A 12,491-nucleotide genomic window follows, 5' to 3' on the forward strand; every position below is an offset into this window, starting at 1 on the left:
TCTATGCTTGAGGACCCTGACCATGTGCGTCGTCGGCGTGCGTGTGCCATCCCCGAAGAAAGCAGTTCACCATGAGTATCGGATTGGGAATCTTCCTGTTCGTCGTCGGCGCCATCCTGGTGTGGGCCCTGAACATCCAGGTCGACATGATCGACATCGACCTCGTCGGTTACATCTTGATGGGTGCTGGCGCGCTCATCTTCGTGCTCGGCCTGGTGTTGCTCACCCGCCGCCGCAGCAGCATCAGCACCACTCGCAGCGCCGTCGACCCGGTCAGCGGAGAGCGCGTCGTGCAGCGGGAGCGCTCGATCGACGACGTGTAACCCTCGCTTCACCAACGCTCCATCCACAAGAAAGCCCCGGATTCGCATCCGGGGCTTTCTTGTGTGTGCGGCCTGTGAGGCAGCGGTGTCCTATTCGGTGATGTCGATGGCGACCATCACGTCGGCAGTGATGGCTTCACGCACGGAGGCGAGCAGACTGGCCGGCACCGGCGAGTCGACGGTCAGCACGCTCAGCGCGGGGCCGCCGGCCTCGTGCCGCGCGATCTGCATGCCGGCGATGTTGATCTCGGCGTCGCCGAACTCACGGCCGTAGACCGCGACGATGCCGGGACGGTCGGTGTACAGCATGACGATGAGGTGCTCGGCGAACGGCACCTCCACGTCGTAGCCGTTCACTTCGACGATCTTCTCGATCTGCTTGGGGCCCACCAGGGTGCCGGACACCGAGACCTGCGAACCGTCGGCGAGGGCGCCGCGGAGGGTGATCAGATTGCGGTACTCGGGCGATTCGGCCTCGGTGATCAGGCGCACCGCGACACCGCGCTGCTCGGCGAGCAGGGGCGCGTTCACGTAGGAGACGGTTTCGCTGACCACGTTGGTGAAGATGCCCTTGAGCGCGGCGAGCTTGAGCACCGAGACGTCGAACTCGACGATCTCACCACGCACCTCGATGTCGACGCTGGTGAGCGGGCTGTGCGCGGCGAGTCCGGAGAACACCTGGCCGAGCTTCTCGACCAGCGGGATGCCGGGGCGGACCGTCGGGTCGATGATGCCACCGGCGACGTTGACGGCGTCGGGCACGAGTTCGCCCGACAGCGCGAGCCGCACCGACTTGGCGACCGAGACGCCGGCCTTTTCCTGAGCTTCGTCGGTGGACGCGCCCAGGTGCGGGGTGCTGATCAGGTTGTCGAGGCCGAGCAGCGGTGATCCGGTCGGCGGCTCGTTGACGAAGACGTCGAGGCCGGCACCGGCGATGGTCCCGTCGACGAGGGCCGTGTACAGGTCGGCTTCGTCGATGAGTCCGCCGCGGGCGACGTTGACGACGTACGCGGTGGGCTTCATCAGCTTGAGCTGCGGGGCGCTGATCATGCCCGTGGTCTCGGGGGTCTTCGGCATGTGGATGGTGACGAAGTCGGACTGCGCGAGCAGTTCGTCCAGGCTCACCGGGTGCACGCCCAGCTGCTGCGCACGGGCCGAGGTGATGTACGGGTCGAACGCGATGATGTTCACGCCGAAGGCCTGCAGACGGGCGGCCACCAGGGCGCCGATGCGGCCGAGGCCGATGATGCCGACGGTCTTCTCGTACAGCTCGATGCCGGTGTACTTGGAGCGCTTCCACTGACCCTGCGCGAGGGCGCCGTGGGCCGGCGGGATGTGGCGGGCCAGGCTGAGGATGTGGCCGACGGTGAGTTCGGCGGCGGAGATGATGTTGGAGGTAGGGGCGTTGACGACCATGACACCGGCCGCGGTCGCGGCCTTGATGTCGACGTTGTCGAGGCCGACACCGGCACGGGCGATGACCTTCAGGTTCGGTGCGGCGGCGAGGGCCTCGGCGTCGACCTTGGTCGCGGAGCGGACCAGGATGGCGTTGGCGGAAGCCAGGGCGGAGAGCAGTGCGGCACGGTCAGTGCCGTCGACGTTGACAACGTCGAAGTCGGGCCCGAGGGCATCGACAGTGGCAGGCGAGAGTTCTTCGGCGATTAATACGACGGGCTTCGACACGAAAACAGATCCTTAGAAAGCGTCGGGCGAGGGAAGCTCGCGCCTCGACGGTGGGGCGCCAGATACCACAACACCTTACTGGCACCACAATGGAGCCATGAGCCCCGAGTCAGTGACCTACGTCCTAACCGTGCTGAGAATCGTCCTTGCGGTGGTGTTCGTCGTCGCCGGGATCAGTCATTTCGTGCCCGCGGTTCAGCGCACGATGTCGGCCATGATCCCGCCACGACTGCGCGTGCGGGGCCTGTTGGCCCCGCGGAACCTCGTGATTTTCACCGGTCTGTGCGAGATTGCCGGCGGCATCGGGCTGCTTCTCGAATCCACCCGTGTTACGTCCGGTGTCGCTTTGGCCGTGTTCCTCGTGGCCGTCTTTCCCGCCAACGCTTACGCGGCGCGGCACAAGGACCGGTTCGGCGCTGTCGCGATTCCGTTGGTTCCGCGGCTGCTCGGCCAGCTGGCGCTGATCGGTCTGGTGCTCGTGGCGGGTCTGGCCGGCTGAGCCAGCCTCTCAGGCCCTAGACGATCAGGCTGCCGAGGCCGAACACGAAGATGTCGAGGGAGATCGCCGAGACCAGGGCCAGCCCGGCCAGCAGCAGAAGCGCCTGCGGACCGGCTTCCCGGCGGCGGCCGAGCCAGAACGCGATCCCGAAGACCACGATCGGGACGAGCACACCCGCCAACAGCAGGCCCCAGCCGAAGCCGCTCAGGGTGGTGTCGAGCGACTGGGCGGCACTGTTGAGGCCCAGCAGGTTGCCCAGGCCCGACCACGCGCTGTACGCGTAGAACAGCCCGAACAGGATGGCGATGGTCGCGGAGAGCCACGCCGGCGTGCGACGGGTGCGCTGGGGTGCGGTGGGTGCAGTGCTCATCAGAGTCCCCCGGTTCCGGCGATGAAGGGCAGTGGGGCCAGCAGCACGACTCCCAGGATGAGCCAGGTCCAGCGCAGACGCGGCATGCCGCGGGTGAGCCAGTACGAGGCGGCGAACCACACGAGCGGTGCGGCCACGGCCAGCCAGGTGCCCAGTGAGAACATGAACTGCGACAGCGGGTCGGTCAGCGGATTCTCGATGCGCCCCACTCCGATGAACCAGCCGATCGTGTAGAGCAGGTAGACGCCCGCGAGGATGCCCAGGCCAACGAGGGCCGGCGACGACAGGGCCGCCTTGCCCGCGGGTGCATCGACGTAGCCACCCGGTGATCCGGTGACGGTCCAGCCCTCGGGGAGGTCGGCAGCAGGCCCATCCGCGGGCTCGGGTGGGTTGGTGCTGCCGGACACGAGGGTGGGATCGTCGTCGCCGGCCCAGCCGAGCGCGTCGTCATCCCGGGAAGAAGTCATGCGCTCAGCCTATTAGTTCAGTGGCTGATCAGCACCTTGAGCGCGTGGGTTTCGGCGGCGCGGGAGAACGTGTCGTAAGCGTCTTCCACCTGGCCGAAGTCGAAGGTGTGGGTGGCCAACCGGTCTGCGGGGATCTTGTGCTGGGCCACCAGCTTCAGCAGCATCGGCGTGGTGTTGGTGTTCACCAGGCCCATGCTGATGCTGATGTTCTGGATCCACAGGTTTTCAACGTGCAGCGACACGGGCTTGCCGTGCACACCCACATTGGCCAGGTGTCCGCCGGGCCGCACGATCTCGGTGGCCATGGTGAAGGTCTTCGGGATGCCGACGGCCTCGATGGCCACGTCGACGCCGGCGCCGTCGGTGGCGGCGAGCACCTCGTCTCGCCACTCCGGTCGTCCGGAGCGCACGGTGTGGGTGGCCCCGAAGGTCTTGGCCTGTTCGAGCCGGTTCTCGTCGATGTCGACGGCCACGATCGACCCGGCGCCGTAGAGTCCCGCGGTGGCGATGGCGGCCAGGCCGACCGGACCGGCGCCGATCACGGCGACGACGTCGCCGGGTGCCACCTGGCCGTACTGCACGCCGATCTCGAACCCGGTGGGCAGGATGTCCGAGAGCATCACGGCCTCGGCGTCGGTGACGGAGTCTGGCAGCGGGTAAAGCGTGTTGTCGGCGTAGGGCACCCGCACCAGTTCGGCCTGGGTGCCATCGATGAGATGGCCGAAAACCCAGCCGATGCCCGAGCGGCCCTCGTCGCCGAGACAGTGTGAGTAGAGGCCGGTCTTGCAGTTCGCGCAGTGCCCGCAGGACTTGATGCAGGAGATCAGCACCCGCTCGCCCACGATGATGGATTCCACCGACTCCCCCACCGCGACGACGGTGCCGACACCTTCGTGACCCAGGATGCGCCCGGGCGTCACGGCGGGCACGTCGCCCTTGAGGATGTGCAGGTCGGTGCCGCAGATGGTGGTGGTGTCGATGCGCACGATCGCGTCGGTCGACCGCACGATCTGCGGCTCCGGCATGTCGGTCCAGGATTTCACGCCAGGGCCGCCATAAACGAGTGCTTTCACGATGACGCTCCTTCGAGTCAGTTGTGCGCTGCCCCCGCTGATGCGCGCCATAGTACTCGCGGGGTAGTCTGGTGGGCTCGTTCGACCCCGGGCGAAAACAGGTTGATCATGCAACACCATCTCGATACCAACCGCGCGAACTGGGACGATCGGGCCGCGGCCCACGCGGTGCGCACCGGGTTCGGTTACGGAGTGCAGCGGTACGTCGACGATCCCGCGCTTCTGTCGGATGTCGTCCGCTTCGACCGCGAGCGGCTGGGCGATATCGCCGGGCTGACGACGGTGCACCTGCAATGCCACATCGGAACCGACACGCTCTCGCTGGCCCGGTTGGGCGCCCGGGTCACCGGGCTTGACTTCTCGTCGGTGGCTCTTGCCGAGGCCCGCGCCCTGGTCGCCGAAACCGGGGACGCCGTCGAGTTCGTTGAGTCCGATGTGTACGCGGCCCTCGCCGTTCTTCCGCAGGCCGGCTTCGACCTGGTCTACACGGGCATCGGTGCCCTGTGCTGGCTGCCGAGCATCGACCGATGGGCGGCCGTCGTCGCCGGGCTGCTGGCACCGGGCGGGCGCCTGTTCATTCGTGAGGGTCACCCGATCCTGTGGACCATGGACGAGCGACTCGCTGATGACCTGCACCTGCGATTCCCCTACTTCGAGCAGCAGGAACCGTTGGAGTGGGACGACGATTCCAGCTACGTCGTGACGGATCGGCCGATCACCAACACGAAGACCTACGAGTGGAACCACGGGATCGGCGAGATCGTCACGGCGCTCTTGAACGCCGGCCTCACCCTGACGATGCTCGTCGAACACGACAGTGTGCCGTGGGAGGCCCTGCCCGGCCAGATGATCGAGCGACCCGACGGTGAGTTCGCGCTCGGCGAGCGGGCCGGGGTCGCGCCGCTCAGCTACACGATCCAGGCGGTGAAGCCGCTCGGCTGACGGGCGCGGCGGCGGCTCAGCGGTGCCGCACGGCCCTGACCACGTGGATGCTCACCGCGATGACCCAGCCCAGCACCCCGGCCAGGCAGACCCGCTCGGCCAGGCCCAGCAGGCCGGGGGCGATCGTGGCGGTGACGCCCAGCGACACTAGGCCAACGGCGGCGACCCCGGTGAGCCACGCGGCGGCCGGATACGCGCGCGGCAGCTCGCTGCCACGGAGCCACCCCGTCAGCAGGGCGAACGCCACCAGCGCGGCGACGAAGCCCGCGGCCGCGACGATCAGGTGCGCGGCGCCCAGAGCCGTGGTCGGGGCGAGCCCCGGCGCATCGGCGGGCGGGATGTCGGTGGGCAGGAACGCGAGCGCGGCGGAGCACACCCCGGCGAACAGCATCAGGGCCAGGCCGGTCTGCCGCAGTCGCGACCGCGGACCGAACGCGGACAGCGCGGCGACCGCGCAGACCGTGACCACTCCCCTGGCCAGAAAGTTCAGGTTCATGATCCAGCCGTACGGCCCCACCGCAAGGTTGCTCTCGGCCTCCGAGATCACGCTGTAGTGCGGGGGCAGCAGCTGCAGCACCACATCCACCAGAACGTAGAGGACCGCGCCCACGAGGGCGACGGTCGCCAGCAGTCGGGTCCCGGGCCGGCCGGTGAACCGGGCCGTGACCGAGCTCTCGCCTCCGGCATTCATAGCGTTCACCTGCGGAAGCCTATCGGTCTGCCGGGGACGCTCGTAGACTTCCGCCATGGCTCGAGACGAGTCCCCCGGCGTCCCCTTCGCCATCCCTGGTGCTCCGGCCCCGACCGTGGGCCGGCACCACGTGAACGGATGCCGCCTGTACGCCGAGGTGCGCGGCGCCGGCCCGCCGCTGCTGATCATCGGCGCCGCCAGCGACGACGCCGAGATGTTCCGGCCGATCGCCGAGCGGCTGGCCGGGCTCACCGGCGTCGCCGGGTTCACCGTTGTGACCTGGGATCCCCGCGGCACCCGACGGAGCACTAGGCCGGGCTGGCCATGCGATTCGTATACCCACGCCGACGATGCCGCCGCGCTGCTCCAGGACCTCGGGCTCGTTCCCGCCGCGATCTTCGGCGCCAGCGCCGGTGGGATCGTGGCGATGCGGCTCGCCGTGCGGCATCCGGACCTGGTGCGACAGGTTCTCGTGTACGAACCGGGCTTCTTCCGCAGCACGGATTCGGGCACCGCGCTGCTGGCCCGCACCACCGACGCCGTGCGAAAGCACCTGCGGGAGCGCACCGACGACTGGGCCGGCGCCCTCGCCGTGGTGGCGCGCACGGCGGGGCGGGACCCGGCCGCCCGACTGAACAGCCCCGACGACTCCGCAGGCCGGGGTCCGCTCGACGCCCCGCCCGGGCTCGAGTGGTACACCGAGCGCGGGACGGCCCTGGCCGAGAACTTCATTCGGGATGACCTGCCGCGCACCGGGGAGACCGTCGACCCCGCCCTCCTGCGTGCAACCGGCAGCGACATCCGTTTCGCGTTCGGCACCGACTCCGCCCCGGTGTTCCGGGAGATCGCCCAGACGCTCACCCACGCCCGCCAACGCACCGGCGCAGATCCGCACCTGCCGGACGCGATCAATGGAGCCGCCCACCTCGTTTATCTCACCCCGGACCCGATCGCACGCTACATACGCGCACGGTGCCTGCCCGAGGAAGAGGTCGACTAGCTCGCCGAGTCGCCGCAAACACCCCCTTCGGGGGCTCTGAGGGGGAAGGATGCCGCAACTCGACGCGAGGCCGTTTCCTTGAGTGGCCAGTTGGCGCCCCATTATGGCGTCCGAGGGGGCTTCAACTGGCAACTGACGGCGCATTCGCCTTGTGAGCGGCGCCGGCACACGCCGAAGGGGCCAGTCGATTCGACTGGCCCCTTCGGGTGAAACGGGTACGGAGTTAGCGGGCAGCTTCGCCGTCGACGTAGTCGTCGTCGTTCGAGGCGTTCCAGGCGAAGAGCTTCCGCAGCTCGCGGCCGGTGGCCTCGATCGGGTGCTCTTCGCCCTTCTTGCGCAGGGCCAGGAACTCGGGAGCTCCGGCATCCTGGTCGTTGATGAAGCGCTCGGCGAATGCGCCGTTCTGGATGTCGGCGAGAACGGCCTTCATGTTCTCCTTGACGCTCGGGTCGATGACGCGCGGGCCGGAGACGTAGTCGCCGTACTCGGCGGTGTCGGAGACGCTCCAACGCTGCTTGGCGATGCCGCCCTCCCACATCAGGTCGACGATGAGCTTGAGCTCGTGCAGCACCTCGAAGTAGGCAACCTGCGGCTGGTAGCCGGCCTCGGTGAGAACCTCGAAGCCGTACTGGATCAGCTGCGACGCGCCACCGCAGAGAACGGCCTGCTCACCGAACAGGTCGGTCTCGGTCTCTTCGGTGAAGGTGGTCTTGATGCCGGCGGCACGCAGGCCACCGATCGCCTTGGCGTAGCTGAGGGTCAGCGGCCAGGCGTTGCCGGACGCGTCCTTCTCGACGGCGACGATGACGGGAACGCCACGGCCGGCCTCGAATTCGCGGCGCACGGTGTGGCCCGGGCCCTTGGGGGCGACCATGACCACGTCGACGCCCGCGGGCGCCTCGATGTAGCCGAAACGGATGTTGAAGCCGTGGCCGAAGACCAGGGCCTTGCCGTCAGCGAGGTTGGGGAGGATGTCGTCCTTGTACAGGTGACGCTGCACCTGGTCGGGTGCGAGGACCACGATGACGTCGGCCCAGGCGGATGCCTCGGCGGCGCTGAGGACGGTGAAGCCGACCTCTTCGGCCTTGGCACGCGACTTCGAGCCCTCCTTGAGTCCGATGACGACCTCGACGCCGGAGTCGCGCAGGTTCTGCGCGTGGGCGTGGCCCTGCGAGCCATAGCCGATGACGGCGACCTTCTTGCCCTGGATCAGGGACAGGTCGGCGTCTTTGTCGTAGAAGATTTCAGACAATGTGGTGTTCTCCTTGGTTTGTGTATTTGTCGGGAAAATTTTTATTTGGCGTTCTTGTCGAGAAGGTGCGCTGGTCGAGCTTGTCGAGACCTTAGTTTTTGAAGACGCGTTCGGTGATCGACTTGGATCCCCGACCGATGGCGAGGAGGCCCGACTGGGCGATTTCCTTGATGCCGTATGGCTCGAGCACCCGCAGGAACGCCTGGGTCTTGCCGGAGTCGCCGGTCACCTCGATCACGACGGCATCCGTGGACACGTCGACGACCCGGGCACGGAACAGGGTGACCGCTTCGAGGACCTGGGAGCGGGTGGTGTTGTCCGCCCGCACCTTGACGAGCAGGTGCTCGCGCTGGACCGATTGGCTCGGGTCGAGCTCGACGATCTTGATGACGTTGATCAGCTTGTTGAGCTGCTTGGTCACCTGTTCCAGCGGGGCGTCCTCGACGTCGACGAGGATCGTGATGCGCGACAGGCCGGGGATTTCGCTGTGGCCGACGGCGAGGCTCTCGATGTTGAAGCCGCGCCGGGCGAACAGGCCCGCGACGCGGGTCAGCAGTCCGGGCTTGTCCTCGACGAGGAGGCTGAGAACGTGGGTACTCATCGGTTACTCCTCTTCCCAGGTGGGGGCGTGGTCCTTGGCGTACTGCACGAAGCTGTTGCTGACGCCCTGCGGCACCATCGGCCACACCATGGCGTCGCGGCTGACGATGAAGTCGATCACCACGGGCCGGTCGTTGGTGGCCAACGCAAGCTTGATCGCGTCGTCCACCTGGTCGGCGCGGGTGACCCGGATTCCCAGGGCACCGTACGCATCGGCCATCTTCACGAAGTCGGGCACCATCGCGGTGCCGTGACCGGTATTGAGGTCGGTGAAGGAGTGCCGGCCGTCATAGAACAGCGACTGCCACTGACGCACCATGCCGAGCGACGAGTTGTTGATGATCGCCACCTTGATCGGGATGTTGTTGATCGTGCAGGTGGCGAGTTCCTGGTTGGTCATCTGGAAGCAGCCGTCGCCGTCGATGGACCAGACCGTGCGGTCGGGTTCGGCGACCTTGGCGCCCATGGCCGCGGGCACCGAGTAACCCATGGTGCCGGCCCCGCCGGAGTTGAGCCAGGAGTTCGGCCGCTCGTACTTGATGAACTGTGCGGCCCACATCTGGTGCTGGCCGACGCCGGCGGCGTAGACGCCCTCGGGCCCGGTGAGCTCGCCGATGCGCTTGATCACGTACTGCGGGGCGAGCAGGCCGTCGGCCGGTTCGCTGTAGCCCAGCGGGAACTTCTCCCGGAGGCCCTTGAGGTAGGTCCACCACTCGGAGATGTCGGGGGTCGTCGTGGTGATCGCCTCACGGTAGGCCACGGTGAGGTCGGCGATGACGTCCTTGGCGTCACCCACGATCGGCACGTCGGCGGCGCGGATCTTGCCGATCTCGGCCGGGTCCACGTCCACGTGCACGATGGTGGCATTGGGCGCGAATTCGGAGGCCTTGCCGGTGACCCTGTCGTCGAAACGGGCGCCGAGAGCGATGATGAGGTCGGATTCCTGCAGTGCCAGCACGGCAGCGACGGTTCCGTGCATGCCGGGCATGCCCAGGTGCTGGTCGTGCGAGTCGGGGAACGCTCCGCGGGCCATCAGGGTGGTGACGACGGGGGTGCCGGTCAGTTCGGCCAGCTCGAGCAGTTCGGGTGACGCCTGGGCGCGGATGACACCGCCGCCGACGTAGAAGACGGGCTTCGCGGCGCCGGCCAGCAGCGCCGCCGCGGCCTGAACCTGCTTGCCGTGCGCCTTGGTGATCGGCCGGTAGCCGGGCAGGTCGAGCTTGGGCGGCCAGATGAACGGTGCCTTCATCTGCTGGGCGTCCTTGGTGATGTCCACCAGCACCGGGCCGGGACGGCCGGTGTTGCAGATCAGGAACGCCGAGGCGATGGCGGCGGGGATGTCTTCGGGCCGCTTCACCAGGAACGAGTGCTTGGTGATCGGCATGGTGATGCCGACGATGTCGGCCTCCTGGAAGGCATCCGTGCCCATCAGCGTGGAGAAGACCTGGCCGGTGATCGCCAGCAGCGGCACCGAGTCCATGTAGGCGTCGGCGATGGCCGTGACCAGGTTGGTCGCGCCGGGGCCGGAGGTGGCGATGGCCACCCCGACCCGGTTGCTCGAGGACGCATAGCCCTCGGCGGCATGGCCGGCGCCCTGTTCGTGGCGTACCAAGATGTGGCGGATGTCGTCCTGGTTCATCAGCTCGTCGTAGAGCGGGATGACGGCGCCGCCGGGCAGCCCGAAGACGTCGGTGACGCCGAGCATCTTGAGGCTGCGCAGAATTGCGCCGGAACCGGTGAGGATTTCAGGCGTTCCGGACACGGCGTCGGCGGACGGCGCGCTGGGGGTCGGGGCGGATGGCACGGGCAAAGGTTCCGTGGTCATGAGAGCAAATCCCTAATTCGAATGACGGATGGTGTCGATTATCCCGTGGTCGCACCCAGGGCCGCGGACTGCACGAGCTTGGAGTACTTGGCGAGAACGCCACGGGTGTAACGGGGAGGAAGTGGAGCCCAGCCTTCTCGGCGGGCGGCCAGCTCTGCGGGGTCGACCAGTAGGTCAAGCGAGCGAGCTGCGATATCGACCCGTATCAGATCACCATCGCGCACGAAGGCGATCGGACCTGCGTCCACCGCTTCGGGTGCTATATGGCCGATACACAGTCCGGTTGTGCCGCCTGAGAATCGACCATCAGTCAATAGTAGTACATCGGCTCCGAGCCCAGCGCCCTTGATGGCCGCGGTGATCGAGAGCATCTCGCGCATGCCCGGGCCGCCCTTGGGGCCTTCGTAGCGGATGACGACGACGTCACCCTTGAGGATCTCCCCCGCGGTGAGGGCGTCCATGGCCGCGCGCTCACGCTCGAAGACCCGGGCGGGGCCCTCGAAGATGTCGCTGTCGAAGCCGGCGGTCTTGACGACGGCGCCCTCGGGGGCGATGGAGCCCTTGAGGATGGTGATGCCGCCGGAGGCGTGGATCGGGTTGTCCAGGGTGCGCAGGACCTTGCCGTCGAGCTCGGGCGGGTCGATCTCGGCGAGGTTCTCCGCCACGGTCTTGCCCGTGACGGTGAGCGCGTCGCCGTGGATGAGACCGGCCTCGAGCAGGGCGCGCATCACGGCGGGCACGCCGCCGTGACGGTCGACGTCGTTCATGACGTACTTGCCGAAGGGCTTGAGGTCACCGATGTGCGGCACGGTATCGCCGATGCGGTTGAAGTCGTCGAGGGTGAGCTCGACCTCGGCCTCCCGCGCGATGGCGAGCAGGTGCAGCACCACGTTGGTGGAACCGCCGAAGGCCATGGCCACGGCGATGGCGTTCTCGAACGCCTTCTTGGTGAGGATGTCGCGGGCCGTGATGCCTAAGCGCAGCAGGTTGACCACGGCCTCGCCGGAGCGGTGCGCGTAGTAGTCGCGGCGGCGGTCGGCGGAGGCGGGCGACGCGGAGCCGGGAAGGCTCATGCCCAGGGCCTCGGCGACGCTGGCCATGGTGTTGGCGGTGTACATGCCGCCGCAGGCACCCTCGCCGGGGGCGAAGGCGCACTCGATGCGCTTGGCGTCTTCCACGCTCATGCGGCCGGCCTTGACGGCGCCGACGGCTTCGAACGAGTCGATGATGGTGATGTCCTTCTCGGTGCCGTCGCTCAGCTTCACCCAGCCGGGTGCGATCGACCCGGCGTAGAGGAAGACGCTGGCGAGGTCCAGTCGCGCGGCGGCCATGAGCATCCCGGGCAGCGACTTGTCGCAGCCGGCCAGCAGCACCGAACCGTCGAGGCGTTCGGCCTGCATGACGACCTCGACGGAGTCGGCGATGACCTCACGGGAGACCAGGGAGAAGTGCATGCCCTCGTGGCCCATCGAGATGCCGTCGGAGACCGAGATGGTTCCGAACTGCAGCGGGTAGCCGCCGCCGGAGTGCACACCCTCCTTGGACGCCTGCGCGAGGCGGTCCAGGGACAGATTGCACGGGGTGATCTCGTTCCAGGAGCTGGCGATGCCGATCTGGGGCTTCTCCCAGTCCGCGTCGCCCATTCCCACCGCTCGGAGCATGCCGCGGGAGGTGGTGGCCTCGATGCCATCGGTGACGTCGCGGCTACGGGGCTTCATATCGAACTCAGACATGCACCGAGTCTAGAACGTCGCGGGCGGCACACC

General features: G+C 67.7%; 13 protein-coding genes. 4 read left to right on the top strand and 9 right to left on the bottom strand.

The window, feature by feature from the left end; translation table 11 throughout:
* Window positions 1–71: 71 nt before the first annotated feature.
* On the top strand, window positions 72–323 hold the full coding sequence (locus tag B7495_RS11280) for a DUF6458 family protein (RefSeq protein WP_088456652.1): 252 nt from the start codon (window positions 72–74) through the stop codon (window positions 321–323).
* A 90-nt stretch (window positions 324–413) separates the two neighbouring features.
* On the opposite strand, the gene serA is transcribed toward B7495_RS11280, so the two are convergent.
* Window positions 414–2,006: a phosphoglycerate dehydrogenase gene (serA, locus tag B7495_RS11285; RefSeq protein ID WP_088456653.1), complete on the bottom strand. Its 1,593-nt coding sequence runs from the start codon at window positions 2,004–2,006 to the stop codon at window positions 414–416.
* Between the two features lie 97 nt (window positions 2,007–2,103).
* Between serA and B7495_RS11290 the strand changes: the two genes are divergently transcribed.
* Window positions 2,104–2,505, top strand: a complete 402-nt coding sequence (locus tag B7495_RS11290) for a DoxX family membrane protein (RefSeq protein WP_088456654.1) — start codon at window positions 2,104–2,106, stop codon at window positions 2,503–2,505.
* A 16-nt stretch (window positions 2,506–2,521) separates the two neighbouring features.
* Here the strand turns inward: B7495_RS11290 and B7495_RS11295 are convergent, their stop codons facing one another.
* Genes B7495_RS11295 through B7495_RS11305 form a run of 3 tightly spaced genes read right to left on the bottom strand, consistent with a single transcriptional unit; the run spans window position 2,522 to window position 4,415 of the window.
* Window positions 2,522–2,875, bottom strand: a complete 354-nt coding sequence (locus B7495_RS11295; RefSeq protein ID WP_088456655.1) for a bacitracin resistance protein — start codon at window positions 2,873–2,875, stop codon at window positions 2,522–2,524.
* Window positions 2,875–3,342, bottom strand: a complete 468-nt coding sequence (locus B7495_RS11300) for a DNA polymerase III subunit gamma/tau (RefSeq protein WP_088456656.1) — start codon at window positions 3,340–3,342, stop codon at window positions 2,875–2,877. The genes B7495_RS11295 and B7495_RS11300 overlap by 1 nt, the downstream gene beginning before the upstream one ends.
* 17 nt (window positions 3,343–3,359) lie before the next feature.
* Window positions 3,360–4,415, bottom strand: a complete 1,056-nt coding sequence (locus tag B7495_RS11305) for a zinc-dependent alcohol dehydrogenase family protein (RefSeq protein WP_088456657.1) — start codon at window positions 4,413–4,415, stop codon at window positions 3,360–3,362.
* Window positions 4,416–4,523: 108 nt separating this feature from the next.
* Between B7495_RS11305 and B7495_RS11310 the strand changes: the two genes are divergently transcribed.
* Window positions 4,524–5,357: a bifunctional 2-polyprenyl-6-hydroxyphenol methylase/3-demethylubiquinol 3-O-methyltransferase UbiG gene (locus B7495_RS11310; RefSeq protein WP_088456658.1), complete on the top strand. Its 834-nt coding sequence runs from the start codon at window positions 4,524–4,526 to the stop codon at window positions 5,355–5,357.
* A 16-nt stretch (window positions 5,358–5,373) separates the two neighbouring features.
* Here the strand turns inward: B7495_RS11310 and B7495_RS11315 are convergent, their stop codons facing one another.
* Complete coding sequence (locus B7495_RS11315; protein ID WP_240632500.1) at window positions 5,374–6,048, bottom strand: DUF998 domain-containing protein; 675 nt, start codon at window positions 6,046–6,048, stop codon at window positions 5,374–5,376.
* A 55-nt stretch (window positions 6,049–6,103) separates the two neighbouring features.
* On the opposite strand from B7495_RS11315, the gene B7495_RS11320 reads away from it, so the two are divergent.
* Window positions 6,104–7,048 (top strand): alpha/beta fold hydrolase, encoded by a 945-nt coding sequence (locus B7495_RS11320; protein ID WP_088456659.1) that lies wholly within the window; start codon window positions 6,104–6,106, stop codon window positions 7,046–7,048.
* Between the two features lie 223 nt (window positions 7,049–7,271).
* On the opposite strand, the gene ilvC is transcribed toward B7495_RS11320, so the two are convergent.
* The 4 genes from ilvC to ilvD form a co-directional block, all read right to left on the bottom strand.
* A complete protein-coding gene (gene ilvC, locus B7495_RS11325; RefSeq protein ID WP_088456660.1) occupies window positions 7,272–8,300 on the bottom strand; it encodes a ketol-acid reductoisomerase in 1,029 nt (342 codons plus the stop codon).
* 91 nt (window positions 8,301–8,391) lie between these two features.
* Window positions 8,392–8,901 carry an acetolactate synthase small subunit gene (ilvN, locus tag B7495_RS11330; RefSeq protein WP_088456661.1) on the bottom strand — a complete coding sequence of 170 codons (510 nt, stop codon included), beginning with the start codon at window positions 8,899–8,901 and terminating at the stop codon, window positions 8,392–8,394.
* Window positions 8,902–8,904: 3 nt separating this feature from the next.
* A complete protein-coding gene (locus B7495_RS11335) occupies window positions 8,905–10,725 on the bottom strand; it encodes an acetolactate synthase large subunit (protein WP_088456662.1) in 1,821 nt (606 codons plus the stop codon).
* 38 nt (window positions 10,726–10,763) lie between these two features.
* Window positions 10,764–12,458, bottom strand: coding sequence for a dihydroxy-acid dehydratase (gene ilvD / locus B7495_RS11340; RefSeq protein WP_088456663.1), 1,695 nt, complete (start codon window positions 12,456–12,458; stop codon window positions 10,764–10,766).
* Window positions 12,459–12,491 lie beyond the last annotated feature (33 nt).

It is taken from the genome of Cryobacterium sp. LW097, from assembly GCF_002205495.2.
GTDB classification, from domain to species: domain Bacteria; phylum Actinomycetota; class Actinomycetes; order Actinomycetales; family Microbacteriaceae; genus Cryobacterium; species Cryobacterium zongtaii.

Bases quoted from the DNA above. Each gene is read 5' to 3' on its own strand.
- B7495_RS11280 (WP_088456652.1), top strand. From the start codon at position 72: ATGAGTATCGGATTGGGAATCTTCCTGTTCGTCGTCGGCGCCATCCTG.
- B7495_RS11290 (WP_088456654.1), top strand. From the start codon at position 2,104: ATGAGCCCCGAGTCAGTGACCTACGTCCTAACCGTGCTGAGAATCGTC.
- B7495_RS11295 (WP_088456655.1), bottom strand. From the start codon at position 2,875: ATGAGCACTGCACCCACCGCACCCCAGCGCACCCGTCGCACGCCGGCG.
- B7495_RS11300 (WP_088456656.1), bottom strand. From the start codon at position 3,342: ATGACTTCTTCCCGGGATGACGACGCGCTCGGCTGGGCCGGCGACGAC.
- B7495_RS11310 (WP_088456658.1), top strand. From the start codon at position 4,524: ATGCAACACCATCTCGATACCAACCGCGCGAACTGGGACGATCGGGCC.
- B7495_RS11315 (WP_240632500.1), bottom strand. From the start codon at position 6,048: ATGAATGCCGGAGGCGAGAGCTCGGTCACGGCCCGGTTCACCGGCCGG.
- B7495_RS11320 (WP_088456659.1), top strand. From the start codon at position 6,104: ATGGCTCGAGACGAGTCCCCCGGCGTCCCCTTCGCCATCCCTGGTGCT.
- ilvN (WP_088456661.1), bottom strand. From the start codon at position 8,901: ATGAGTACCCACGTTCTCAGCCTCCTCGTCGAGGACAAGCCCGGACTG.
- B7495_RS11335 (WP_088456662.1), bottom strand. From the start codon at position 10,725: ATGACCACGGAACCTTTGCCCGTGCCATCCGCCCCGACCCCCAGCGCG.
- ilvD (WP_088456663.1), bottom strand. From the start codon at position 12,458: ATGTCTGAGTTCGATATGAAGCCCCGTAGCCGCGACGTCACCGATGGC.